General features: G+C 66.4%; 23 protein-coding genes. 10 read left to right on the top strand and 13 right to left on the bottom strand.

Annotation, left to right across the window (positions count from 1 at the left end; genetic code table 11):
* Positions 1-287 precede the first annotated feature (287 nt).
* Entirely contained in the window at positions 288-1,310 is a 1,023-nt protein-coding gene (gene tdh / locus AC5P5S_RS00270) for an L-threonine 3-dehydrogenase (protein WP_010483949.1), read from the top strand.
* A gap of 132 nt (positions 1,311-1,442) precedes the next feature.
* On the opposite strand, the gene AC5P5S_RS00265 is transcribed toward tdh, so the two are convergent.
* Positions 1,443-2,138 (bottom strand): TorF family putative porin, encoded by a 696-nt coding sequence (locus tag AC5P5S_RS00265; protein WP_495276281.1) that lies wholly within the window; start codon positions 2,136-2,138, stop codon positions 1,443-1,445.
* Positions 2,139-2,336: 198 nt separating this feature from the next.
* On the opposite strand from AC5P5S_RS00265, the gene kbl reads away from it, so the two are divergent.
* Positions 2,337-3,545 (top strand): glycine C-acetyltransferase, encoded by a 1,209-nt coding sequence (kbl, locus tag AC5P5S_RS00260; protein WP_005408238.1) that lies wholly within the window; start codon positions 2,337-2,339, stop codon positions 3,543-3,545.
* Positions 3,546-3,629: 84 nt separating this feature from the next.
* Here the strand turns inward: kbl and AC5P5S_RS00255 are convergent, their stop codons facing one another.
* The 4 genes from AC5P5S_RS00255 to AC5P5S_RS00240 all read right to left on the bottom strand — a co-directional run bounded on the left by AC5P5S_RS00255 (position 3,630) and on the right by AC5P5S_RS00240 (position 6,710).
* Positions 3,630-3,965, bottom strand: a complete 336-nt coding sequence (locus AC5P5S_RS00255) for a hypothetical protein (protein ID WP_005412356.1) — start codon at positions 3,963-3,965, stop codon at positions 3,630-3,632.
* 85 nt (positions 3,966-4,050) lie between these two features.
* The gene (locus AC5P5S_RS00250; protein ID WP_033835451.1) at positions 4,051-4,860 is read right to left on the bottom strand and encodes a pseudouridine synthase; all 810 of its coding nucleotides are present in this window, start codon (positions 4,858-4,860) and stop codon (positions 4,051-4,053) included.
* 20 nt (positions 4,861-4,880) lie between these two features.
* A complete protein-coding gene (locus tag AC5P5S_RS00245) occupies positions 4,881-5,387 on the bottom strand; it encodes a hypothetical protein (RefSeq protein ID WP_231336767.1) in 507 nt (168 codons plus the stop codon).
* A gap of 222 nt (positions 5,388-5,609) precedes the next feature.
* Entirely contained in the window at positions 5,610-6,710 is a 1,101-nt protein-coding gene (locus AC5P5S_RS00240; RefSeq protein WP_005408234.1) for an OmpA family protein, read from the bottom strand.
* Positions 6,711-7,067: 357 nt separating this feature from the next.
* Here AC5P5S_RS00240 and AC5P5S_RS00235 point away from each other — a divergent pair, with 357 nt between their 5' ends.
* The 5 genes from AC5P5S_RS00235 to AC5P5S_RS00215 all read left to right on the top strand — a co-directional run bounded on the left by AC5P5S_RS00235 (position 7,068) and on the right by AC5P5S_RS00215 (position 12,514).
* On the top strand, positions 7,068-8,087 hold the full coding sequence (locus AC5P5S_RS00235) for a zinc-binding alcohol dehydrogenase family protein (protein WP_049459798.1): 1,020 nt from the start codon (positions 7,068-7,070) through the stop codon (positions 8,085-8,087).
* Positions 8,088-8,296: 209 nt separating this feature from the next.
* Positions 8,297-8,926, top strand: coding sequence for a membrane protein YczE (yczE, locus tag AC5P5S_RS00230; RefSeq protein WP_005408232.1), 630 nt, complete (start codon positions 8,297-8,299; stop codon positions 8,924-8,926).
* A gap of 104 nt (positions 8,927-9,030) precedes the next feature.
* Positions 9,031-11,061 (top strand): NADPH-dependent 2,4-dienoyl-CoA reductase, encoded by a 2,031-nt coding sequence (locus tag AC5P5S_RS00225; protein ID WP_062607718.1) that lies wholly within the window; start codon positions 9,031-9,033, stop codon positions 11,059-11,061.
* Between the two features lie 298 nt (positions 11,062-11,359).
* Positions 11,360-11,818 (top strand): cell wall hydrolase, encoded by a 459-nt coding sequence (locus AC5P5S_RS00220; protein ID WP_004154513.1) that lies wholly within the window; start codon positions 11,360-11,362, stop codon positions 11,816-11,818.
* 84 nt (positions 11,819-11,902) lie between these two features.
* Entirely contained in the window at positions 11,903-12,514 is a 612-nt protein-coding gene (locus tag AC5P5S_RS00215) for a glutathione S-transferase N-terminal domain-containing protein (protein WP_005408230.1), read from the top strand.
* A 67-nt stretch (positions 12,515-12,581) separates the two neighbouring features.
* On the opposite strand, the gene AC5P5S_RS00210 is transcribed toward AC5P5S_RS00215, so the two are convergent.
* The 7 genes from AC5P5S_RS00210 to AC5P5S_RS00180 all read right to left on the bottom strand — a co-directional run bounded on the left by AC5P5S_RS00210 (position 12,582) and on the right by AC5P5S_RS00180 (position 19,313).
* Positions 12,582-13,637, bottom strand: a complete 1,056-nt coding sequence (locus AC5P5S_RS00210; protein ID WP_062607720.1) for a suppressor of fused domain protein — start codon at positions 13,635-13,637, stop codon at positions 12,582-12,584.
* Between the two features lie 34 nt (positions 13,638-13,671).
* The gene (locus AC5P5S_RS00205) at positions 13,672-14,187 is read right to left on the bottom strand and encodes a hypothetical protein (protein ID WP_062607722.1); all 516 of its coding nucleotides are present in this window, start codon (positions 14,185-14,187) and stop codon (positions 13,672-13,674) included.
* Between the two features lie 215 nt (positions 14,188-14,402).
* Complete coding sequence (gene prpE, locus AC5P5S_RS00200; protein ID WP_012479243.1) at positions 14,403-16,283, bottom strand: propionate--CoA ligase; 1,881 nt, start codon at positions 16,281-16,283, stop codon at positions 14,403-14,405.
* Between the two features lie 265 nt (positions 16,284-16,548).
* The gene (locus tag AC5P5S_RS00195) at positions 16,549-16,689 is read right to left on the bottom strand and encodes a hypothetical protein (RefSeq protein ID WP_154329255.1); all 141 of its coding nucleotides are present in this window, start codon (positions 16,687-16,689) and stop codon (positions 16,549-16,551) included.
* A gap of 290 nt (positions 16,690-16,979) precedes the next feature.
* Positions 16,980-17,594 carry an RluA family pseudouridine synthase gene (locus tag AC5P5S_RS00190; protein WP_062607724.1) on the bottom strand — a complete coding sequence of 205 codons (615 nt, stop codon included), beginning with the start codon at positions 17,592-17,594 and terminating at the stop codon, positions 16,980-16,982.
* Positions 17,595-17,716: 122 nt separating this feature from the next.
* Positions 17,717-18,703 carry a malate dehydrogenase gene (locus tag AC5P5S_RS00185; protein WP_062607726.1) on the bottom strand — a complete coding sequence of 329 codons (987 nt, stop codon included), beginning with the start codon at positions 18,701-18,703 and terminating at the stop codon, positions 17,717-17,719.
* 118 nt (positions 18,704-18,821) lie between these two features.
* Positions 18,822-19,313 (bottom strand): peptidylprolyl isomerase, encoded by a 492-nt coding sequence (locus AC5P5S_RS00180; RefSeq protein ID WP_005408225.1) that lies wholly within the window; start codon positions 19,311-19,313, stop codon positions 18,822-18,824.
* 273 nt (positions 19,314-19,586) lie between these two features.
* On the opposite strand from AC5P5S_RS00180, the gene typA reads away from it, so the two are divergent.
* Genes typA through AC5P5S_RS00165 form a run of 3 tightly spaced genes read left to right on the top strand, consistent with a single transcriptional unit; the run spans position 19,587 to position 23,577 of the window.
* Positions 19,587-21,434 carry a translational GTPase TypA gene (typA, locus tag AC5P5S_RS00175; RefSeq protein WP_005412346.1) on the top strand — a complete coding sequence of 616 codons (1,848 nt, stop codon included), beginning with the start codon at positions 19,587-19,589 and terminating at the stop codon, positions 21,432-21,434.
* 11 nt (positions 21,435-21,445) lie between these two features.
* The gene (locus AC5P5S_RS00170) at positions 21,446-21,913 is read left to right on the top strand and encodes a DUF2127 domain-containing protein (protein ID WP_005408223.1); all 468 of its coding nucleotides are present in this window, start codon (positions 21,446-21,448) and stop codon (positions 21,911-21,913) included.
* A gap of 41 nt (positions 21,914-21,954) precedes the next feature.
* Positions 21,955-23,577 (top strand): amidase, encoded by a 1,623-nt coding sequence (locus AC5P5S_RS00165; protein ID WP_043033752.1) that lies wholly within the window; start codon positions 21,955-21,957, stop codon positions 23,575-23,577.
* A gap of 91 nt (positions 23,578-23,668) precedes the next feature.
* Here AC5P5S_RS00165 and AC5P5S_RS00160 read toward each other — a convergent pair whose 3' ends face one another.
* Positions 23,669-24,853: a mechanosensitive ion channel family protein gene (locus tag AC5P5S_RS00160; protein ID WP_062607728.1), complete on the bottom strand. Its 1,185-nt coding sequence runs from the start codon at positions 24,851-24,853 to the stop codon at positions 23,669-23,671.
* Positions 24,854-25,086 lie beyond the last annotated feature (233 nt).

The raw sequence follows: 25,086 nt of genomic DNA, 5'->3' as shown, positions 1-25,086 counted from the left end.
GTTGGGCAGGACGCCCAACCCCGGTCTTGCCGTGTGCGCAGGACAGCGCGCACGAGCAAGGCGCCATCGAGCACCATGGATGGGCTTTTGCGTGTCCCGGCCAGGGTGACGACGCCCCCTCCCCCGGAATCAAGGAGGCGCTGCTGTTTGCGGCACGTTCGAAACGCCCGCCGGCGCACGCCTTTCGTTCCGCCAATGCACCCGCAGCGCAACATGGGAAATCCGCGCGGCACCCTATAATCCGCGCTTTCCCCCTGATGAGTTCCACCCCGATGGCGCAGCAAACGATGAAGGCCCTGGTCAAGCGCGAAGCGGCCAAGGGCATCTGGCTGGAAGAAGTTCCGGTGCCGACCCCGGGCCCGAATGAGGTCCTGATCAAGCTGGAGAAGACCGCGATCTGCGGTACCGACCTGCACATCTACCTGTGGGACGAGTGGAGTCAGCGCACCATCAAGCCGGGCCTGACCATCGGCCACGAATTCGTCGGTCGCGTCGCCGCACTCGGCTCGGCCGTGACCGGCTATGAAATCGGCCAGCGCGTCTCGGCCGAAGGCCACATCGTCTGCGGCCACTGCCGCAACTGCCGTGGCGGCCGCCCGCACCTGTGCCCGAACACCGTCGGCATCGGCGTCAACGTCAACGGCGCCTTCGCCGAATACATGGTGATGCCGGCCAGCAACCTGTGGCCGATCCCGGACCAGATCCCGTCGGAGCTGGCTGCGTTCTTCGACCCCTACGGCAACGCCGCGCACTGTGCGCTGGAATTCAATGTGATCGGCGAGGACGTGCTGATCACCGGTGCCGGCCCGATCGGCATCATCGCCGCCGGCATCTGCAAGCACATCGGTGCGCGCAACGTGGTGGTGACCGACGTCAATGATTTCCGCCTGAAGCTGGCCGCCGACATGGGTGCCACCCGCGTGGTCAACGTGGCCAACCAGTCGCTGAAGGACGTGATGAAGGAACTGCACATGGAGGGCTTCGACGTGGGCCTGGAAATGAGCGGCAACCCGCGCGCGTTCAACGACATGCTCGACTGCATGTACCACGGCGGCAAGATCGCCATGCTCGGCATCATGCCCAAGGGCGCCGGCTGCGACTGGGACAAGATCATCTTCAAGGGCCTGACCGTGCAGGGCATCTACGGCCGCAAGATGTACGAGACCTGGTACAAGATGACCCAGCTGGTGCTGTCCGGCTTCCCGCTCGGCAAGGTGATGACCCACCAGCTGCCGATCGACGACTTCCAGAAGGGCTTCGACCTGATGGAAGAAGGCAAGGCCGGCAAGGTTGTTTTGAGCTGGAATTGACCCTTCGCCGTGCGCGATGGGTGGGTGCCGAGCTTGCTCGGCACACCTTGAAATTGAAAAAGGCGCCCGATGGGCGCCTTTTTCTTTGGTGTTGCCGGCCAGCGGCCGGCACTACCCGTAACGCCTGCGGCGTTACTTGCCGACGGCGACGCTCAGCATCACCCGGCTGTGGGCCAGCTTGCCGGAATTGTCACGGCCGTTGCCGTCGGTGGCGTAGTAGCCCAGGCCGACGTTGAACAGGCCGAACTGGCGCGCGACGCCGACGTTCCAGTCGGTGTAGTCCTTGGCGATGCCGTCCTCGAAGGTGCTGCGACCGACGTTGGCATTCAGGGTGAAGTCCTTCGGCAGGCCCCAGCTGCCGCCCAGGCCGAAGTACCAGCCATCGGTGCTGCTGTTCCAGACATCGTTGGTGTAGGCCACCGTCAGCTTGTAGGTGTCATCCAGCGTGGTGGTGGTGATCAGCTCGTTGTAGTTCTGGTGGCTGGACTTCAGGTAGGTGTAGCGGTTCAGCAGCACGTCGAAGTTGACGCGCTCGGTGACGTCCACGCCGTAGCCGATCAGGTAGTCGAACTCGGTCTTCGGGTCACCCGCACCAAAATCCACGCCCGAGCCCCACACGCCTGCGTACAGGCCAACCGGGCTGGTGTAGGTGAAACCGGCCTGCAGGGTCGGATCCTCGTCGGTCTGCGACACACCACGGAACAGGTAATCGGAAACAGCGGTGACGTTCCAGCTGTACGGCGATTCGTTTTCCTGGGCGCTGGCGGCGAACGGGGTGGCCAGGGTCAGGGCAGCGGCAATGGCGAGGCAGGCACGGGCGTGCTTCATGGGCGTCTCCGAGGGTGGCGGGGGCAGGAAGGGGGAGCGGGCAACCGGCGCCAGACAGGCGCGGTTCACGAATTTTTAACCCGTTTGCTATTGCGATGCAACATGTGCCACCCGTGGCGGTGCCCTGCCCGGCCCGGTCGAAGGCCGTCGTAGCCCGGTAGAATCAACGGTTTCCCCGTTCAGAGCCGTGCCCACGCCATGACCGACGCCTCCTCCGCCCTGACCCGCCACTACGCCGAGGAACTGGACGCCATCCGCGCCCAGGGCCTGTTCAAGTCCGAGCGGATCATCACCAGCCCGCAGTCGGCCGAGATCACCCTCGAGGATGGCCGCAAGGTGCTGAACTTCTGTGCCAACAACTATCTGGGCCTGGCCGACCATCCGGACCTGATCCAGGCCGCCAAGGATGCGCTGGATACCCACGGCTTCGGCATGGCCTCGGTGCGCTTCATCTGCGGTACCCAGGACCTGCACAAGCAGCTGGAGAAGCAGATCGCCGACTTCTTCGGCAAGCAGGACACCATTCTGTACGCGGCCTGTTTCGACGCCAACGGCGGCCTGTTCGAACCGCTGCTCGGTGAGAACGACGCGATCATTTCCGATGCACTGAACCACGCCTCGATCATCGACGGCGTGCGCCTGTGCAAGGCCAAGCGCTTCCGCTACGCCAACTGCGACATGGCCGACCTGGAAGCCCAGCTGCAGGCCGCCGATGCCGCCGGCTGCAAGACCAAGCTGATCACCACCGACGGCGTGTTCTCGATGGACGGCTTCATCGCCCCGCTGGACGAGATCACCGCGCTGGCGAAGAAGTACAACGCGCTGGTGCACATCGACGAATGCCACGCTACCGGCTTCCTCGGCGCCACCGGCCGTGGCTCGGCCGAAGTGAAGGGCGTGCTGGAAAAGATCGACATCATCACCGGCACCCTGGGCAAAGCCATGGGCGGCGCACTGGGCGGCTTCACCTGCGCCAGCGCCGAGGTGATCGAGCTGCTGCGCCAGCGTTCGCGGCCGTACCTGTTCTCCAACTCGCTGCCGCCGCATGTGGTGGCCGCCGGCATCAAGGCATTCGAGATGCTGGCCGCCGCTGACGACCTGCGCGACACCCTGGTGGAGAACACCCGCTACTTCCGCGAAAAGATGGTCGCCGCCGGTTTCGACGTGAAGCCGGGCGTGCACCCGATCAGCCCGGTGATGCTGTACGACGCACCGCTGGCGCAGAAGTTCGCCGAGCGCCTGCTCGAAGAAGGCATCTACGCGATCGGTTTCTTCTTCCCGGTGGTGCCCAAGGGCCAGGCCCGCATCCGCACCCAGATCAGCGCTGCGCACAGCCGCGAGCACCTGGACCGCGCGATCGATGCGTTCACCCGCATCGGTGTCGAGCTGGGCGTGATCAAGGGTTGATCCCAGCGGTCAAAGCGTGCCGACCAAGGTCGGCACCTACCAGAGCTTGAGGGCGTGCCGACCGAGGTCGACACCTTCCCGGCATCACTTCTTTTTCTTCTTGCCCTTCGGCTCGTCCTTGCTGGCCACCACCACCGGCTTGGCGGCAGCGTCCTGGCCGTTGCCCTTGGCAACGCGGATGCCGTTGGCCTTCATCCAGGCATCAAACTCGTCGGCGGTCATCTTCTTGTCGCCGTTGCTCATCAGGAAGCGGTAGCTGCCGCGGCCATCCAGCTCCGGGGTCTTCACTTCCACCACCGGGGTTTCGGCCGGCGTTTCTGCCTTGGCCACCTTCTTGTGGCCACCACAGGCGGTCAGCAGCACCATCGGCAGCAGCAGGCCTGCGCAGCGCAGGGTTTGGTTGAGGGTCGGGTGGTACATGGGCAGGCTCCGTTCGGGAAGTTCAGCAACCAGGCGCCCCCTACGCCTGGAACGGTGGCCGGCAACCGCCGGCCGCGGGCGATGATCAGCCCGGTGCAGCGGCCCCCAGCCGCTGCTGGTCATTGACCTCCAGCATCCGCCACTGACCCTTGCCGAGATCGCCGAGCTGCAGCCCGCCGATCGCAACCCGGACCAGGCGCAGCACCTGCAGGTCGAAGGCCGCCAGCAGGCGGCGGATGTGGCGGTTGCGGCCCTCGTCGAGGACCACCTCCAGCCACGCGGTCTTGTCGCCGCTGCGCAGCACGCGCACGGCCTGGGCCACGAGGAACTCGCCCTCGTCCTCCACGCCGGCCTGCAGGGCCGCCAGCGTGGCGTCATCGGGCAGGCGGTCGACCTGCACGTGGTACGTCTTCTGCGGACCCGTTTCCGGATCGGTCAGGCGCGCGGCCCACTGCGGATCGTTGCTGAACAGCAACAGCCCTTCACTGGCCTTGTCCAGGCGCCCGACCGGCGCGATCCACGGCAGCCCTGCACCATCGAAACAGCGGTAGACGGTGTCGCGGCCACGCTCGTCCTGCACGGTGGTCACCACCCCGCGTGGCTTGTTGAGCATCAGGTACAGGCGCTGCGGCGCGCCCATCGGCTGGCCATCGACCTCGATCGGTGGCGCCGGCTGGCCAATCGGGAACTCGGGATCCCGCACGATGCGGCCGGAGACGCGTACGCGGCCCTCGGCAATCCAGCGCGCGGCCTCGCTGCGCGAGCAGACGCCGGCCTTGGACAGCACGCGCGCCAGGCCATGACGGACACCGGCGGCTGTGGCAGCGGGAGTCGCACGCCCACGCGATGCGTGGGAGCGGGCGGCGGGGGCGGCAGGTGGGCGGCGCGTGCGCAAGCCTCTGCTCCCCGCGGCGCTTACTTCTTGTCGACCGGCTTGGTCTCAGCCGGTGCTTCGGCCGGGGCCGGAGTGGCGGCCGGAGCCGGACGCGCCTTGACCACACGCACGCCACGCGCCTTCATCCAGGCGTCGAACTCTTCGGCGGTCATGCGCTTGCCGTTCTGGCTCATGTCGAAGCGCCAGGGCGTGTTGTCGAATTCGGTCTGCGGCTTGTAGGCCGCCGGATCGTTCGGCTTCACCGCCGGTGCGCTCGGAATGGCCTTGGCGATGTTCTGGCAGCCATCGATGCGCAGGCGCTGCAGCACCTGGTCCACCGACTGCGACGGATCGTAGTTGCTGCTCAGCACGCCGGCCGGCATGCCCAGCTGGTTGCCACGGATGTAGAGCTCGTCGGCCACCGGCGCGATGGTCGTGGCCGGCAACGGCAGCGGCGAGGCGCTGGTGTTTACCGAGCAATCGACCGCAGCATGGGCGGCGGGAACCAGGGCCAGCGCCAGGACGGCGGCCGATGCAGAGCGCAGCATGAAGGGCATCCAGGAAAGGAAGTGACGCGGCGAGTTTAGCAATGCCACGACAGCTTTCAAGCGCCACTTTCAATGAATACGACAACCCATTGGTTTTACGGACAAAAACCCGACGAACGGTTAGCCCCCCCGGAGCGGCAGGCACCGGTTGCCGGGCCGCAGAAACAACAAGACCCGGCCGAAGCCGGGTCCTGCTGTGTCCTACTGGCAGAGCGTCAGAACTTAGTTCTGGACGTTCAGCTCGGTACGACGGTTCTTGGCGCGACCTTCCGGGTTGTCCGAACCATCCGGGTTGGTGTTCGGAGCAATCGGACGGCTCTCGCCGTAGCCGATCGGGCCGACCAGGCGACCGGCGTCAACGCCGTTCTTGGTCAGGTAGTTGTACACGGCGGTAGCACGACGCTCCGACAGCTTCTGGTTGTAAGCGTCGGTACCCTTCGAGTCGGTGTGACCGGCGACTTCAACGCGCAGATCCGGGTAACGCTTCAGGATCTCGGTGGCTTCGCTCAGGATCGCCACGGCGTCCGGACGCAGGTTCGACTTGTCGAAGTCGAAGTTGACGCCCTTCAGGTCGATGGAGACCGGCACCGGGCAACCGTCCGGACCGATGGTCTGACCCGGCTGCGAGTTCGGGCACTTGTCGTCGCAGTTGTTGACGCCGTCACCGTCGTCATCCAGGTCGGCGCAGCTCGGGGCAACCGGAGCCGGAGCCGGAGCAGCCGCGACCGGAGCCGGGCCCAGCGGGATCACGACGCCGACCGAAGCCAGCACGTCGCCGAACCAGCTTTCATCGTTGCCGGCACGCTTCGGGTTCACGCTCTGGTCGTCGAAATCAGCGCGGTAGGCGACTTCGGCACGGACAGCGACGCGCTTCTCGAAGGTGGTCTGCAGACCGACGCCGACCTTGGCGGCAAAGTTGCCGTCCTTGCGGTCAGCCAGGCCACCGCTGATCGGGTTGTACTCTTCTTCCGACTTCTGGTAGCCCAGGCCGGCCAGCAGGTACGGGTTCCAGCCGCGGCCTTCCTTGATGAAGTGGCGACGCAGGTCCAGCGAGACGCCGTACTGCGACCAGTTCATGTCCTTGTTGGCGTCGAAGTTCGGGTTCTGGTAGTTCAGCTCACCGTCCAGCGACCAGTTCGGGCTGATGAACTTGCCCAGGCCCAGGGTGACGAACGGAGCGTCATTGGTCAGGCGGTCGCTGTCCTGGAAGTTGAAGCCGGCCGAACCGGTCAGGTACCAGCGGTCATCGAACTCCTGCGCGGACGCAGCCTGGGCGAAAGCCAGACCACCCAGCAGCGCGGCAGTAAGGATCTTCTTGTTCATTGAGTACAGCTCCTATTTCGGGGGTATGAAACCGGTAGAGGCATGGGCCAGCACTAGTGCGTCGATGTTCGACAGCCGATTCAGCACGCCACCGCCGCGAACATTATGCTCAGGCGGGTGAAGGTCATGTTAACAGTCCCGTAACATGTGAAGTATCGCGCCCGACCCTCCACCGGTCCGACGTTGAAACCCTATACAGGATGATGAAAATCCGCAAGACCCTCACGCTGCAAGGGTTTGACGGGATTTAGGTGCGGAGTACGACATATTGCGCAACAGCTTGCGCCGCCCGATTCAGCGTATCTGCTGAAACGTGAGGAACTCTATGATGGAGCCACGTACCCAGCCGGAGCCGAGATGAAAGCCGTCGCCCTGAGTCGTGAATCCGCCCCCGCCCTCTGCGATATCCACCTGCCCCCGCCGCTGCCTCCGCGTGGCCGCGACCTGCTGATCCGGGTCGAGGCCGTCTCGGTGAACCCGGTCGACGGCAAGCAGCGGGCGGCCACCGATCCGGCCACGCTCGAAGCACCCCGCGTACTCGGTTGGGACGCCGCCGGGGTGGTCGAAGCGATCGGCGAGGACGCCAGCCTGTTCGCGTCCGGCGACGAGGTCTACTACGCCGGTGATGTCACCCGGCCAGGCTGCAATGCGCAGTTCCATCTTGTGGACGAACGGCTGGTAGCGCGCAAGCCGACCACGCTCGACTTCGCCGAAGCGGCCGCACTGCCACTGACCACGCTCACCGCATGGGAACTGCTGTTCCAGCGCATGCCATTGCAGCTGGATGATCGCCGCCATGCCGGCCAGCACCTGCTGGTGATCGGCGGAGCAGGCGGTGTTGGATCGATGGCGATCCAGCTGGGCCGGCATGCTGGATTCGAGGTGATCGCCACCGCCTCGCGTGAATCGTCGATCGACTGGTGCCGGCAGATGGGTGCCCAGCATGTAATCGACCACCGGCAGCCGCTGCTGCCCCAGCTGCAGGCATTGGGCATCGACGCAGTACAGGTCGCGCTCAACCTGGCCGACACCGACCATTACTGGGATGCGTTGGGTCAGCTGCTGGCGCCACAGGGCCATGTCGGCCTCATCGTCGAACCGCGCGGCGCGCTGCGCATCGGTGATCCCTACAAGGCCAAGTGCATCGGCATCCACTGGGAGTTCATGTTCGCGCGTTCGCGCTTCGCCACGGCGGACCGCATCGAACAGCACCGCATCCTCAGCCGCGCGGCCAGCATGATCGACGCTGGCCAGCTGCGCGGCACCCTCAGCGAGACGCTGGGCGCGATCAATGCGGCGAATCTGGACATCGCGCATCAGCGCTTGGCCAGCGGGCGCACGGTGGGCAAGCTGGCGCTGGCCGGCTGGGGCGACTGAGCCAGGCTGGAACGCCGGTGCAGTACCGAGCCATGTTCGGCTGGCGGTGCCAGGCAAAGCAGCCGGAGCATGGCCCAGCTCCACAGAACGGCCCATACGCAGGATCGACGACTCCTGTAGCGGCGAATCGGCCGGCATCTGTATCTATGGGAGTGACTGAATCGGGATTACGGTGGAAACAGATCCCTCCCCTCTCCCCGAGCGCCGTCATGCCCACCGCCCTGCCCCTGCGTCTGCTGCAACTGATCATCGGCCTGTTCCTGTACGGCTTCGGCGCCTCACTGATGATCCGTGCAGCGATCGGCGTGGCCCCCTGGGACGTGTTGTCGCAGGGCATCGCCGCACAGACGCCGCTATCGTTCGGCCTGGCCACCAATGTGATCGGTGCGCTGGTGCTGCTGCTGTGGTGGCCATTGCGACAGAAGCCGGGCGTCGGCACCGTGCTCAACGTGATGTTGATCGGCCCATCCGCGCAGTTCGGGCTGTGGTTGCTTCCCCCGGCGGTCGGCCTTGGCTGGCAGCTGGCGATGTTCTGCGCCGGCATGCTGCTGGTCGCCCTGGCCACCGGCCTGTACATCGGTGCCAAGCTCGGGCCCGGCCCGCGCGACGGCCTGATGACCGGCCTGCATGCCCGCACCGGCTGGCCGATCTGGAAGGTGCGCAGCCTGATCGAGGGCAGCGTGCTGCTGCTGGGTTGGTGGCTCGGCGGCAATGTCGGTGTCGGCACCCTCGCCTTCGCCCTGCTGATCGGCCCCCTGTGCGGAGTGACGCTGGGCTGGTTCGGGATTGGGCGTCCCCCGGTAGTGCCGGCCGCTGGCCGGCAACCGCAATCACCCTGAGCTGATCGGGATGCCGGCCAGCGGCCGGCACTACCGCCCGCGCCCCTTGCCCCAGCCGCCGTTTCCCGGCACGCTTCGCGCTTCCGTACGCAAGCGTATCGATCATGTCGCCAGCCAACGAAAGCGCCTATCCCCACCTGTTCGCCCCGCTGGACCTGGGCTTCACCCAGCTGCGCAACCGCGTGCTGATGGGTTCGATGCACACCGGCCTGGAAGATCGCGCCCGCGACTTCCCGCGCCTGGCCGCCTACTTCGCCGAACGCGCCGAAGGTGGCGTCGGCCTGATCGTCACCGGTGGCTTCGCGCCGAACGTGGTCGGCTGGCTGAAGCCCTTTGGCGGAAAGCTGTCCTGGCCCTGGGAAGTGCGCCCGCACCGGCAGCTCACCGCGGCCGCGCACCAGCACGGCGCGAAGATCTGCCTGCAGCTGCTGCATGCCGGCCGCTATGCCTACCATCCCCTGTCGGTGGCACCGTCGAAGCTGAAGGCGCCGATCAACCCGTTCACCCCCCGTGCGCTGTCGGCCAGCGGCGTCGAGCGGCATATCGCCGACTACGCACGCAGCGCAAAGCTGGCCCGCGAAGCCGGCTACGATGGCGTCGAAGTGATGGGCTCGGAGGGCTACCTCATCAACGAGTTCATCGCCCCGCGCACCAACAAGCGCTCCGACCGCTGGGGTGGCGACGCCAACCAACGCATGCGTTTTGCAGTGGAGATCGTGCGCCGCATCCGCGAGGCCTGCGGCCCGGACTTCATCATCATCTACCGCCTGTCGCTGGTGGATCTGGTTGACGACGGCAGCAACTGGGAAGAGATCGTGCAGCAGGCCCAGGCCATCGAGGCGGCTGGCGCGACGATCATCAATTCCGGCATCGGCTGGCACGAAGCGCGCATCCCGACCATTGCCACCTCGGTGCCGCGCGCCGCCTTCGCCGGTGTCACCGCCAAGCTCAAGCCGCATGTAACGGTGCCGCTGGTGGCGACCAACCGCATCAACATGCCCGACGTCGCCGAGCACATCCTCGCCAGCGGCGGCGCCGACATGGTGTCGCTGGCGCGCCCGCTGCTGGCCGACCCGCAATGGCCCAACAAGGCCCGCGCCGGCCGCGCCGAGGCGATCAACACCTGCATCGCCTGCAACCAGGCCTGCCTGGACCACGTGTTCGAGAACAAGCTGGCCAGCTGCCTGGTCAATCCGCGTGCCGCACACGAGACCGAGCTGGTCTACCGCCCGGCTGCCACGCCGAAAAAGGTCGCGGTGGTCGGCGCAGGTCCGGCCGGCCTGGCTTGCGCCACGGTGGCCGCCGAGCGCGGCCACCAGGTCACCCTGTTCGATGCCAACGACGAGATCGGTGGCCAGTTCAACGTGGCCAAGCGCATCCCCGGCAAGGAAGAGTTCCACGAGACCCTGCGCTATTTCCGCCACAAGCTGGCTGAAACCGGCGTGCAGCTACGCCTGGGCACGCGAGCAGATGCGGCCAGCCTGGCCGGCTTCGACGAGGTGGTGCTGGCCACCGGCATCACGCCGCGCAAGGTCGACTTCCCCGGCGCCAACCACGCCAAGGTGGTCAGTTACCTGGACGTGCTGCTGGGCCGGGTCACGGTGGGCGCCAGTGCAGCGATCATCGGCGCCGGCGGCATCGGCTTCGATGTCGGCGAGTTCCTCAGCCACGCCGGTGAGTCCCCCTCGCTGGACCCACAGCGCTGGATGGCCGAATGGGGCGTGGACAGCACGTTCGAGGCCCGCGGCTCGCTGGCCAGGCCGCAGCCCGAGGCATCGCCGCGGCGGCTGTGGCTGCTGCAGCGCAGCCCGGGCAAGCCCGGTGCGCGGCTGGGCAAGACCACCGGCTGGATCCATCGCGCCACGCTGAAGGCCAAGGGCGTGCGCATGCTCGGCGGCGTCGAGTACCTGGGTGTTGACGATGAAGGCCTGCGCATCCGCGTTGAGGGCAGCGAACAGCTGCTGCCGGTCGACCATGTGGTGGTCTGCGCCGGGCAGGAACCCAACCGTTCGCTGCAGGCCGAACTGCAGGCCGCCGGCATCAGCGCGACGTTGATCGGCGGTGCCGATGTAGCGGCCGAACTGGACGCCAAGCGGGCCATCGACCAAGGCAGCCGGGTGGCCGCCGCGCTCTGATGAGCGCCTGAATGGGGGACGGAATGTGATTTCCGTCACCCCTCCCGAACCTGAATGTCAAGCCGGACGGTTCACGATGCGTTCGGCTACGCCCCCCTACCTTGCGCCATCTTTCCGCTCACCAGCCAGTTTCCGGTGAGCCGGCGCAGCCCCCACGATCGGTACTGGTCGTTTCTTTTGGGGCTGCCCACGGGGCGGCCCCGATGGCCGCCTCCCCATGACGCCAAGTCGTACCCCGCATCCTGTCGCCCCCGCGACTGGAAGCGGAGAGTGCGGCCCATACGGAGCAAGGAGTTATATGAAACTGGCCTGGATTCTCTGGCTGTCGCAGTTGTTGCCGCAGCCGGCCGCTGATTCACTGTGTCTGAGCACCACCGTTTACCTGGAAGCCCGCGACCAGACCCTGCGCGGCCAGCAAGCCGTTGCCGAGGTCGCCCTGCGCCGCCTCGACAGTGGCCTGTGGGGCGACTCGATGTGCCAGGTGGTCACCGCGCGCAAGCAGTTCGCGCCGACCATCGTCTCCCCCGGCACCCAGCTGGGCAATGACGCGGCCTGGAGCGAGGCAATGAACGTGGCCTTCGACGCCGAGCGCAACTGGGCGCTGCCGGCCGGCGAGCGCCGCGAGATCGTGCCCGGAGCCAGCCACTTCGCCGCGTTGTCCATCGCCAGCCCGAACTGGCGCAACGCCTACCAGGTGGCCACCATCGGCGATCACACCTTCTATAAGGTGCAGAACCTCAAGCCGCGGCAGTCGTAACGATCCGTGCTGGCGGCAGCGTTGCCGCCCGCTGGCAGGCTCTGGGATAGTGGGCGTTTCCCGCCCGCATCACCTGGAGTTCCCATGAAGCTGTACAGCAAGCCCGGTGCCTGTTCCACCGCCGACCACATCGCCCTGCAGTGGACCGGCCAGCCGTTCGAGGTCGAACTGCTGAACAAGGACACCCTGAAGGGTCCGGAATTCCTCAAGATCAATCCGGCCGGCGCCGTTCCCGCGCTGGTCGATGGCGACTTCGTGCTGCTGCAGAACGCCGCGATCATGGGCTATATCGCCGACACCTACCCGCAGGCCGGCCTCGGCGGCGATGGCAGCGCGCGCCAGCGTGCCGAAGCCACCCGCTGGCTGGCCTTCGTCAATTCCGACGTGCATCCGGCCTTCTCGCCGCTGTTCGCACCGGGCAAGTTCATCGCCGACGAAAGCCAGTTCGACGCGATCCGCGCCGCCGCACACAAGCGCCTGCGTGGCCTGTTCGAGACCGCTGACAGGCAGCTGGCCGACAAGCCCTGGCTGGCCGGCTTCCGCAGTTTCGCCGATCCGTACTTCTACATCACCCTGCGTTGGGCCGCCGGCACCAAGGTCGACCTGTCGGGCCTGGACAACCTGGCCGCCTACAAGGCACGCATGGACGCCGATGCCGGCGTGCAGGCCGCACTGAAGGCCGAAGGCCTGGCCTGAGCCTGACCCGGGGTCGGATCCGTCTGCACAGCAGGCGGCTCTGACCCCACCGGCGCCATCACCACACTCAGCCGATCTGGCGGATCACTTCACCGTTGGCATCGCGCAGGTAGGTCGGCACCACTTCGATGCGCAGCGCTCCCGCCACCGGGTAGATGCCACGTTCGGCACGCACGCCCGCCAGGGCCTGCAGCCCCGTCTCGTCCAGCGCCCAGCGCGTGCTGTCGGCCGATACCTCGCCGGTTTCACCGCGCGCTGCCGGAATGAATTCCCACTGCCGCTCGCGGCTGGCCAGTTCCAGCGATTTGCCGTGGCGCAGGCGCAATGGCAGCAGCTCGCACACACTGGCCACCTGCCCGGCGCCGAGCACCAGGGTGGTGACGCCCGCCTCCTGCCGCCAATCCAGTGTCTCGATGAACAACATGCCGGTGCTGGAGCCCTCGCGCTCGCTGCCGGCCCGCACCTGTGCGGCGAGTGTCGGATCCTCCAACAGGTTGCCGCGATGCAGGTCGCTGATCCACAGCGGCATCGCCGGTTGCAGCGCCTGCAGCACGCCGCGCGTCGACCAGCGCTTGACCGCTTCCATCTCCTCATCGGTCAGCCCGACCAGCTGCAGGAACTGCAGGTGGCCATTGGCGGTGTCGCGCGCAGGCAACTGCGGATCGGCGATGAAGGCCAGGTGGCACAGGCGCGTGCCGGTCTCCAGCGCGATCGGGCCGTTGGCGTTCAGATGGTGACCATCCTCGAACACGTTGCCGCTGCCAAACACGTAGCGCGCCAGGTTCTGCAGCAGGTTCATCGGCCACACCGGCGGGTTGCTGCCGGCGTGCTCACCGGCTTCAGCAGCCAGGCGGAAGGTCAGCTCGAATCCATAGCCGCTGGCATCTGCATCACTGCTCTCCTTGGCGTACAGCTCGGAGAAGCCGTAGGTGATGTAATGCCAGTGCGGTACCGGCGCATCCGCCCAGTACACGCTGATGCCATCCAGTGGATCCTGGCCACCCAGCGTGTACGGCAACGCCGTACCGTAGTGACGGGGTTCCTGGCCAGCATACAGCGGCGCCAGCGCCGCATTGATCGCGTCCCAGCCTGGGGTGTCGGTGTCGTCGTGGTCGTCCTGCACGCGGGACTCCTTGTGGGGAAGTGAACCGATCACTTTACGCGGTGGCTGATGCCTGCACGACCTCGCCGCCACCATTGACCACGGCGGCCTGGGTTTCCTGCCACCAGCGCTGCGCCAGCGCCGGGCTGCGCGCCTTGCCCACCGCCGCCAGCAGTTCCGGGCACAGGCGTTCCAACGCAAGTGCATCGGTGCAGCGTTCAATCTTCAACTGCATGAAGTAGCCCTTCAGGCCCAGGTGGCGCCGCACCGCCTCGCTCATCGCGTCGTACAGCTGCTGGTACAACGCCGGATCCTGTTCGCGGCCGGTGCTGATGCCACGTACCGGTGCCACCTCGGCATTGCCACCGATCACTTCGATCAGGCCCTGCGCTTCCAGCTGCTCCAGTGCATCGGCCGGCGCGCGCAGGCCTTCGAACAGGCCACGCAGTTCGGTGTCATCGCGATGGCCGTCGACCATCAGCAGGATCGAACGCAGTGCCGCCGGCAGGCGCCGGCCACGGTCTTCGATTTCCTGACGGCCAGCAGCCGTCTTGGCGTGCAGCAATGCCATTGCCTCTCCCTCCCTCGATGCACAATGCCGGCGCGCCCTGACGGGCACGCCCCCCTGTGTGCCATCCCCGGACGGCACGCGCCTTCCCCGGCGCGCGCCGCGTATTGCAGGTCGATGACAGGCCGAGCTTAGCGCAAGTGCCGCGGGTAGTGCCGGCCGCTGGCCGGCAACCTCGGGATTGATGGGGGTGCCGGCCAGCGGCCGGCACTACCGGATCAACGGCCCAGCGCGCGGCGGATCTCCTCCAGCGCGCTGGGGTCGTCCAGCGTCGACAGGTCGCCCGGATCACGCTGTTCGGCCAGCGCCTGCAGCGAGCGCCGCAGCAGCTTGCCGGAGCGGGTCTTGGGCAGTGCATTGACCACGTGTACGTGCGCCGGGCGTGCGACCGCGCCGAGCGAGGTGGTCACCGTCGCCATCATCTCGGCCACCACCGGCGCCGGATCCTCGCCATCCAGGCCCTGCTTGAGGGTGACGAACACCAGCGGCACCTGCCCCTTCAGTTCATCCTTGACCCCGATCACGGCGGCCTCGGCCACCCGCGGATGGCTGGAAATGGCCTCCTCGATCTCGCGCGTGCCCAGACGGTGCCCGGCTACATTGATGACATCATCGGTGCGACCGAGGATGAAGGTGTAGCCATCGTCGTCGCGGATCGCCCAGTCCAGCGAGCTGTACAGCAGTTCCTTGAAGTGGCTGAAGTAGCTCTGCAGGAAGCGGCTGTCATCATTCCACACGGTGCTCATGCAACCCGGCGGCAGCGGTGGCGACACCACCAGCACGCCCTTCTGCCCCGGTGCGACTTCCTCGCCGGTGTTCTCGTCGATCACCTTCATCCGGTAGCCGAGATTGGGGAAGCCCGGCGAACCGAAGCGCACCGGCTTCATCTCCAGGCCCGGCAACAGGGTCAGTGCCGGCCAGCCGGTCTCGGTCTGCCAGTAGTTGTCGATGATCGGCTTGCCGAGCGCTTCGCTGATCCAGTGCGCGGTCGGCTCGTCGAGCGGCTCGCCGGCCAGGAACAGGTACTTCAGCGCGCGCAGGTCGTGGCGATGGATGAAGTCCGCGTCGTGCTTCTTCAGCACGCGGATGGCGGTGGGCGAGGAGAACATCGTGCGCACGTTGTACTGCTCGCACAGCGCCCACCAGATGCCGGGATCCGGGTTGGTCGGCAGCCCTTCGTACAGCAGCGAGGTGCAGCCACCGATCAGCGGGCCGTACACATTGTAGGAGTGGCCCACCGCCCAGCCGACATCGGAGGTGGAGAACATCACCTGGCCCGGCTTGCAGTCGAAAACGGTCTCCATCGACTGCGCCATCGCCACTGCATAGCCGCCCACATCGCGCTGCACGCCCTTCGGCTTGCCGGTAGTGCCGGAGGTGTACAGCAGGTAGCTCGGCTCGCTCGCTTCCAGCCACTGCACCGGCACGTCGACTTCACCGATCTGCGCACGCAGCGTGGCGTAGTCCACGTCACGGCCCGGCACGCGTGGTTCGGCTGCGTCCAGCCCACGCGACACGATCAGCACATGCGGTGGCGGCGACGCCGCTTCGGCACAGGCGGCGTCGACCATCGGCTTGTACGGAATCAGCTTGCCACCGCGCATACCGGCGTCGGCCGCGATCAGCAGCTTGGGCTTGGCATCGTCGATGCGCAGCGCCAGGTTGTGCGCCGCAAAGCCCCCGAATACCACCGAGTGCACCGCACCGATGCGCGCACAGGCCAGCATCGCGAACACCGCCTCGGCCATGTTCGGCATGTAGATCACCACACGGTCACCGTGGCCGACGCCGAGGTGCTTGAGTACCGCGGCGAAGTCGTTCACTTCGCGGTACAGCTGGTGATAGGTGATCTCGCGTGTGCTGTTGGTTTCGGTGGAGATGGCGACCAGTGCGAGCTGGTCGGCGCGCTCGGCCAGGTGGCGGTCGACGGCGTTGTAGCAGAGATTGGTTTCGCCGCCGACGAACCAGCGCCGGAACGGCGGGTTGCTGTAGTCGAGCACCTGCTGCGGCGGTTTATGCCAATGGATGCGCTTGGCTTCCTCGCCCCAGAAGGCCTCCGGCTCGTCGATCGAGCGACGGTAGGTTTCCTCGTAGTTCATGACGCAGCCCTCCCAGACAAAGTCATGGGTTCGAGGATAGTCCGGCGCTGCCGCGCGGGCCGCCCTACCTTGGTAGGGGGTGGGGTTTGTTATGCAGGGCTTGCAGCCCTGCACCTGCGGTAGTGCCGGCCGCTGGCCGGCAACCTCAGAAGCAACAGCCGAAGCAACAGCAGAAGCTGGCTTACTGGGGGATGGCGGGGCGGGTCCGATTGCGGGGGACGCCGTGAATCCGTCCTTGGAGGCTCGGTCGCCGCATCCATGCGGCTCACGCCCCCGCAACCGGACCCACCCCGCCTTCGACAGATTCCGCGATCTGCCGGAACGGCATATTGTTCTGGTCGGTGTCGACCTTGGTCGACTGCTCTGGTAGGTGTTGACCTTGGTCGACGCGGTAGATCCACGCCATGCGTGGATGGTTCATTCGATATCTGACAGAAAAATCGTGTCGACCAAGGTCGACACCTACCAACAGCTGCGCGGAACAACGGCCACCGCTACCGACAGCCGAGTGAACCTGTCGAAGGTGGGGCGGTGTCGAAGTGCGGGGTGTCAGCCGCATGGATGCGGCTGCCAAGCCTACACGGACGTACTTGCGGCGGCCCCGCACTTCGACACCGTCCCGCCAACCCACGTATAGCCCGCTTTTGACGTTGACGTTGATTCTGCGGGTGCAGGGCTGCAAGCCCTGCCGACCCCCTAGAACGGAGCCGCGGACTCGAACGCGAGCGCCTCGCCCGTCAGCGGATGCGTGAACCGCAGGCTGCGTGCATGCAGATGCACGCGGTGCGCCGGTGCCGCGTCATACAGCACGTCGCCAACAATCGGATGGCCAATACTGGCCATGTGCAACCGCAGCTGATGGCTGCGGCCAGTGATCGGTTCCAACGCCACGCGCGTGCGCCGCGCTTCTACATCACGCGCCAGTACGCGCCAACGCGTCAACGCCGGCTTGCCGCGTTCGTGATCGACCATCTGCTTCGGCCGGTTCGGCCAGTCAACGATCAACGGCAGGTCCACTTCGCCGGAATCACCCTCGAGCAGCCCCTGCACCACCGCTTCATACCGCTTGCCAACCTGGCGCTGCTCGAACTGCTTCGACAATGCGGCCTGCGTCTCCTTGCCGCGCGCGTGCAGCAGCAGGCCGGAGGTCACCTGGTCCAGCCGATGTACGGTCAACGCATCCGGATACAGCGCCTGCAGGCGCGCGACCACGCAGTCCTGGTTCTCGGCGCTGCGGCCGGGTACGGACAACAGGCCAGCCGGCTTCTCGGCCACCAGCAGTGCGTCATCGATGTAGTGCAGGTGGATCATGCGGTTCCAGGAATTCCAAATGAAAACGGGGAAGCCGAAGCCTCCCCGTTTTCTGCGTACCAACCAACGGTCGGTACCTACCTTGATGGAAGACGTACCGGCCGGAGCCGGTACCGCCTGCATCAGCCCAGCAGGTGGGCGACGCCGGCGCGCTCTTCTTCCAGCTCGGCCAGGGTCTTGTCGATGTACTTCTGGCTGAAGTCGTCGATCGGCAGGTCCTTGACCAGGGTGTACTTGCCGTTCTCGGTGGTCACCGCGAAGCCGAAGATCACGCCTTCCGGAATGCCGTAGGAACCGTCGGACGGCACGCCCATGGTGACCCACTTGCCGTTGCTGCCCAGCACCCAGTCACGCACGTGGTCGATCGCTGCGTTGGCGGCCGAAGCAGCCGAGGACGAGCCACGGGCTTCGATGATCGCCGCGCCGCGCTTGCCGACGGTCGGGATGAAGGTGTTGGCGTTCCACTCCTGGTCGTTGATCGCATCGGCGATCGACGCACCATCGGCGGTGGCGAAACGGTAGTCCGGGTACATGGTCGGGCTGTGGTTGCCCCACACCACCAGCTTCTCCATGCCACCGACCGGCTTGCCGAGCTTGGTCGACAGCTGGCTCAGCGCGCGGTTGTGGTCCAGGCGCAGCATGGCGGTGAAGTTTTCCGGCTTCAGTTCCGGGGCCGACTTCATCGCGATGTAGGCGTTGGTGTTGGCCGGGTTGCCGACCACCAGCACCTTCACGTCACGGCTGGCGACCTTGTTCAGCGCTGCACCCTGGGCGGTGAAGATCTTGGCGTTCTCCAGCAGCAGGTCCTTGCGCTCCATGCCCGGGCCGCGCGGACGTGCGCCGACCAGCAGGGCGATGTCGGCGTCCTTGAACGCGACTTCGGCATCATCGGTGCCGACCATGCCGGCCAGCAGCGGGAAGGCGCAGTCTTCCAGCTCCATCATCACGCCCTTCAGGGCGGCCTGGGCCTTGTCGACCGGCAGTTCCAGCAGCTGCAGGATGACCGGCTGGTCCTTGCCCAGCATTTCGCCGGAGGCGATGCGGAACAGCAGGGCATAACCGATCTGGCCGGCGGCGCCGGTCACGGCAACACGAACGGGTGCTTTCATGGGGGTTTCCTCTTGCTTGCAAGCGTTTGATGGGACGCCGCGGGCAGAGCCACGCAGGCCAGGCGGGCGGCGGGGAACAGGGAAACGGCCACCCATGGGTGGCCGTTTCGAAGGGGGATCAGGCGGCGAGGTGCTTGTTCCACTCCGCGACGCGGTCGGCCTGGGCGGCCAGCACGGCGTCGACGTCGCCTTCCAGGGTGATCGAATGGATCACGTCGCCCTGCTTGACCGAATCAACGATGGCCTGGCCTTCCAGGACCTTGCCGAAGACGGTGTGGCGGCCGTCCAGCCAGTCGGTCTTGATGTGGGTGATGAAGAACTGGCTGCCGTTGGTGTTCGGGCCGGCGTTGGCCATCGACAGCGAGCCGACCTCATGCTTCACGCCGTTCTTCTCGTCTTCGAACTTGTAGCCCGGGCCGCCGGTGCCACGACCCTGCGGGCAGCCGCCCTGGATCATGAAGTCGGCGATCACGCGGTGGAAGATCAGGCCGTCATAGAAGCCGTGCTTGACCAGGTTCACGAAGTTGGCCACGGTCAGCGGCGCCTTGTCGGCGAACAGCTCGACCTTGATCGGGCCCTGGGTGGTGTCGAAAGTGGCGATGAGGGACATGAAGATCCTTGATGCAGAGGGGAACGCGTCTAGCCACCTAGTTTACACCTGCCTCGTGGCGGCGGCGGCTTCGACCATCGGTGAAGAACCCGGCTTCAGCCCGTGGACGGGAAGCCGCGTCTCCGGGCGCTGGCGGCCCCGGCCGACGCGGCGGACAGCCAGCTGAATGGGCCCCGCGACGGATGTGAAATCCACCTTTTCGCGAATCGTCAAGTTCGACGTATAATGTTGGACTTCTTTTTCCAAATCCGGCGCCGACTGGCCCCCTTTCGTATGTCCATCGAAAATCTTCGCAACATCGCCATCGTCGCCCACGTCGACCATGGCAAGACCACCCTGGTCGACCAGCTGCTGAAGCAGTCCGGCACCCTGTCCGAGCGCACCGTCCTCGCCGAGCGCGTGATGGACAGCAACGACCAGGAAAAGGAACGCGGCATCACCATCCTGGCCAAGAACACCGCCATCACCTGGGAAGACAAGAAGACCGGCATCAAGAACCGGATCAACATCGTCGACACCCCCGGCCACGCCGACTTCGGTGGTGAGGTCGAGCGCGTGCTGTCGATGGTCGATACCGTGCTGATCCTGGTCGACGCGATGGACGGCCCGATGCCGCAGACCCGCTTCGTGACCCAGAAGGCCTTCGCGATGGGCTTCAAGCCGATCGTCGTGGTCAACAAGGTCGACCGTCCGGGCGCCCGTCCGGAATGGGTGATCGACCAGGTCTTCGACCTGTTCGACAAGCTCGGCGCCACCAACGAGCAGCTGGACTTCCCGATCGTCTACGCCTCGGGCCTGAACGGCTATGCCGGCCTGGAAGACACCGTGCGCGACGGCGACATGACCCCGCTGTACGAAGCGATCATGCAGCACGCGCCGAAGCCGGAAGTGGATCCGGAAGGCCCGTTCCAGATGCGCATCAGCCAGCTGGACTACAACAACTTCGTGGGCGTGATCGGCATCGGCCGCATCCAGCGCGGCACCCTGAAGAAGAACATGCAGGTCGCGGTCATCGACCGTGAAGGCAAGAAGCGCAACGGCAAGGTGCTGCAGGTGCTGGGCTTCATGGGCCTGGAGCGCATCGAGCAGGATTCGGCCGAGGCCGGCGACATCGTGGCCATCTCCGGCATCCAGGAGCTGACCATCTCCGACACCATCTGCGCACCGGACTTCCCGGAAGCGCTGCCGGCGCTGACCGTCGACGAGCCGACCATCTCGATGACCTTCCAGGTCAACAACTCGCCGTTCGCCGGCAACAAGGACCTGTCCGGTGGCAAGTTCCTGACCAGCCGCCAGATCAAGGACCGCCTGGACCGTGAAAAGGTCCACAACGTGGCCCTGAAGGTCGAGCAGCTGGAAGACGCCGACAAGTTCCTGGTCTCCGGCCGTGGCGAACTGCACCTGTCGGTGCTGATCGAGAACATGCGCCGCGAAGGCTACGAGCTGGCCGTGTCGCGCCCGGAAGTGATCATCAAGGAAATCGATGGCCAGCTGATGGAGCCGATCGAGCAGCTGGTGGTGGACATCGAAGAAATCCACCAGGGCGGCGTGATGGAAAAGCTGGGCACCCGCAAGGGCCAGCTGAAGAACATGGAATCGGACGGCAAGGGCCGCGTGCGCCTGGAGTACCAGATCCCGGCCCGTGGCCTGATCGGTTTCCAGAACGAGTTCAAGACCCTGACCCAGGGTTCGGGCCTGCTGTTCCACGTGTTCGACCACTACGGTCCGAAGGAACAGGGCGCGATTGCCAAGCGCATCAACGGCGTGATGATCGCCAATGCACCGGGCACCACGCCGGCCTACTCGCTGGGCCCGCTGCAGGAGCGCGGCAAGCTGTTCGCTGCTGAAGGCGACAACGTGTATGAAGGTCAGCTGGTCGGCATCCACTCCAAGGACAACGACCTGACCGTCAACGCGATCAAGACCAAGCCGCTGACCAACATGCGCGCTTCGGGCAAGGACGATGCGATCCAGCTGACCCCGGCGATCAAGTACTCGCTGGAACAGGCCCTGGACTTCATCGAAGACGACGAGCTGGTCGAGATCACCCCGAAGGAGATCCGCCTGCGCAAGAAGTTCCTGACCGAGAGCGATCGCAAGAAGGCTTCGCGCGGCGGCTGAGCCAGCACCCCGTGAACCAGAGCGGCTACAACCCGGATCCACACCGGCATCCGGGTCTGCACGTCATCGCCCTGCTCGAAGCGAGCAAGGCGATGCTGGCGCTGTTGGCCGCCACCGGGCTGGAAGTGCTCGGACCGCAGCCGCTGCGGCACGGCATCATGGCCCTGATCCGGCGTTTCAGCCTGGATCCGGACCATGGCACCCTGCCCTCGCTGCTGCACATGATCAGTCCCGACGCGGTCCACCTGGCCGCGGCGGGGATGATCGGCTACGGCCTGCTGCACCTGGTCGAAGCCTGGGGCCTGTGGCGGGCCAAGGCCTGGGCGTCCTGGCTGGGCTGCTTGACCGCCGCCCTGTACCTGCCTTTCGACATCTTCGCGATCATCCGCCATCCCGGCTGGCCGTCATGGACGATCCTGGCGATCAACCTGATCGTGGTCTACGTCCTCGCCCGCGACCTGCGCAAGCGCCACCGCTGAGCACCGGCTACACTGGGGATTGGAGCCGACCAAGCCGCCCCATGCGCCCGTCCTTGCCGCCTCTGCTGACCTGCCTGCTCGCCGCGCTGCCGGCGCTGCTTTCGGCTGGCTGCAGCCCGGCCACGCCCAGCGCGCATGCGGCCGAACCTGCGAGCCGCAACGTGCCGTTCCCGTACGCCGAAACCGATGTCGCCGACCTGCAGGCGCGGATGACTGCCGGAGATCTGGACAGCACCACCCTGACCCAGGCCTACCTGCAGCGTATCGCCGCCCTGGACCGCACCGGGCCCCGCCTGCGCGCGGTGATCGAGCTCAACCCCGACGCGCTGAAGGAAGCCGCCGCACGCGACCGCGAGCGCCGCGAAGGGCGCCTGCGTGGGCCGCTGCATGGCATCCCCCTGCTGCTGAAGGACAACATCAACGCCGCACCGATGGTCACCAGTGCCGGCTCGCTGGCCCTGCAGGGCTTCCGTCCGGACGATGCCTACCTGGTACGCCGGCTGCGCGAGGCTGGCGCCGTAGTGCTGGGCAAGACCAACCTCAGCGAGTGGGCCAACTTCCGCGGCAATGACTCCATCTCCGGCTGGAGCGCGCGCGGCGGCCAGACCCGCAACCCCTACCGCATCAGCCATTCACCGTGCGGCTCCAGCAGCGGCAGCGCGGTGGCCGTGGCCGCCAACCTGGCCAGCGTGGCGATCGGCACCGAAACCGACGGCAGCATCGTCTGCCCGGCCGCGATCAACGGCGTGGTCGGTCTGAAGCCGACGGTCGGGCTGGTCAGTCGCGATGGCATCGTGCCGATCTCCTTCAGCCAGGACACCGCCGGCCCGATGACCCGCAGCGTCGCCGATGCTGCCGCCGTGCTGACTGCGATCGCCGGCCGCGATGACGCCGATCCCGCCACCGCGACCATGCCCGGCCGTGCGGTCTACGACTACACCGCGCGCCTGGACCCGCAGGGTCTGCGCGGCAAACGCATCGGTCTGCTGCAGACGCCGCTGCTGAAGTACCGCGGCATGCCGCCGCTGATCGATCAGGCAGCGACCGAGCTGCGTCGCGCCGGCGCCGTGGTGGTGCCGGTGGAGCTGCCCAACCAGGGCGCGTGGGCCGAGGCTGAGCGCACGCTGCTGCTGTACGAATTCAAGGCCGGGCTGGAGCGCTACTTCAGCACCCACCGCGCGCCACTGCGCAGCCTGGCCGAACTGATCGCCTTCAACCAGGCCCACAGCAAGCAGGAACTGGGCCTGTTCGGCCAGGAGCTGCTGGTGGAGGCCGATGCCACCACCGGCCTGGCAGACCCTGCCTACATCCGCGCGCGCAGTGATGCGCGCCGGTTGGCCGGCCCGGAAGGCATCGATGCAGCCCTCGCCGCCCATCAGCTCGATGCGCTGGTGGCGCCGACCACCGGTGTGGCGTGGCCGATCCGCAGCGAAGGCGACGACTTCCCCGGCGAGAGCTACAGCGCCGCTGCCGTGGCCGGTTACCCCAGCCTGACCGTGCCGATGGGCCAGATCAACGGCCTTCCCGTCGGCCTGCTGTTCATGGGCACCGCCTGGAGCGAGCCGAAGCTGATCGAAATGGCCTACGCCTACGAGCAGCGCACCCGTGCGCGGCGGCCGCCACACTTTGATACCGATGCGCTGATCGACGCCGGCGAGCCCTGAGCTCCGGTGACGCCGCGACATCTTGCTTCCGGTAGTGCCGGCCGCTGGCCGGCAGCTCGATCGCTCCGGCGTTGCCGGCCAGCGGCCGGCACTACCGATCCTGTGGCTCCACCGGCACGATCGCCGCCTCACCATCTTCAGCACCTGGCGAACGCACATCCGAGGTGCGTGCACGTGGACCACGCGGCATATCCAGCTCGTCTTCGTGTTGCAGCCGCGCACGCACCTGCGGCAACGACTGCGGATGCTCACGTGCGAGGAAATCGAGCATGCGTTCGCGCACCAGGCAGCGAAGATCAAAGGCATCACCGGAACTGCGCGCGCTGACCAGCAGGCGCACCTGGATCGCGCGCTCGTTGGTTTCGGTCACCTGGGTCACGCAGACGCGCCCATCCCATAGCGCCTGGCCATGGCAGATGCGCTCCAGCTCGGCACGGATCGCCGCGATCGGTGCCCGATAGTCCAGCCACAGAAACGCAGTGCCGAGCAGATCGGCACTGCGCCGCGTCCAGTTCTGGAACGGGTTCTCGATGAACCAGGTCAAGGGCACCACCATCCGCCGCTCATCCCAGATCCGCACGACCACGTAGCTGCTGCCGATCTCCTCGATGCGTCCCCACTCGCCTTCGACGATCACCACGTCGTCCAGGCGGATCGGCTGCGTCAGTGCGATCTGCAGGCCGGCGATGAGGTTGCCGAACACCGGCTTGGCGGCGATGCCCGCCACCAGCCCGATCAGGCCTGCCGACGCCAGCAGCGCCGTGCCGATCTTCTGCACCATCGGGAAGGTCAACAGCACCAGCGACGCACCGAGCACGATGATGCCGCCCATCAACACCCTACTGAGCACGCGCGTCTGGGTCTGGATGCGGCGTGCCTCCAGGTTGTCGGAGACATCGATGGGATGGCTGCGCAGGATCGCGCGCTCGCCCGCCGCCACCGCGCGTACCAGCAGCCAGACGAAGCAGGCCATCAATGCAATGTGCAGTCCGTGCTGCAGATGGCCCAGCAACGGATCCTGCAGCGGCGTCGCCTGCAAGGCGGGAATCAGCAGCAGCAGCGGCCACGCGGTGGCCAGCGGCAACCCGAGTACTCGACCGATACGCGCACGTCGGCGATCACGCCCTTTCAGCCGGTGATAGATCCACAGGATCAGCCATGCGCCTATGCCGCCCACCACTAAGGCCAATCCCAACGGCCATGCGTAGGCCTGTGCGCTCTGCCAGTGCACCGTTGCCACCTCCAGTCGGACAACCAGGTGGACAGCCTCGCGCATGGCGCATGAGTGTCACGTCAGTCGTTTGTAAGGAGGGTGTTGGTCGGCAGGGCTTGCAGCCCTGCACCTGCGGACGCAACGGCAACGGCCGAAGCAACAGCAACAGCAGAAGCGGGTATTCCGTGGGATGGCGGGGTGGGTCCGGTTGCGGGGGGCGCTGCAAGTCCCCCTCCGGGGCCCGGCCCAGCCGCTGGCGGCTGTGCGTTCGGGCGCTTGCGAAGCAGTGCTTCGCA

It is taken from the genome of Stenotrophomonas sp. YJH_SMC_54 (genome assembly GCF_059368435.1).
Note: the sequence above shows the minus strand (reverse complement) of the source record. Positions and strands in the feature narration are given on the sequence as shown.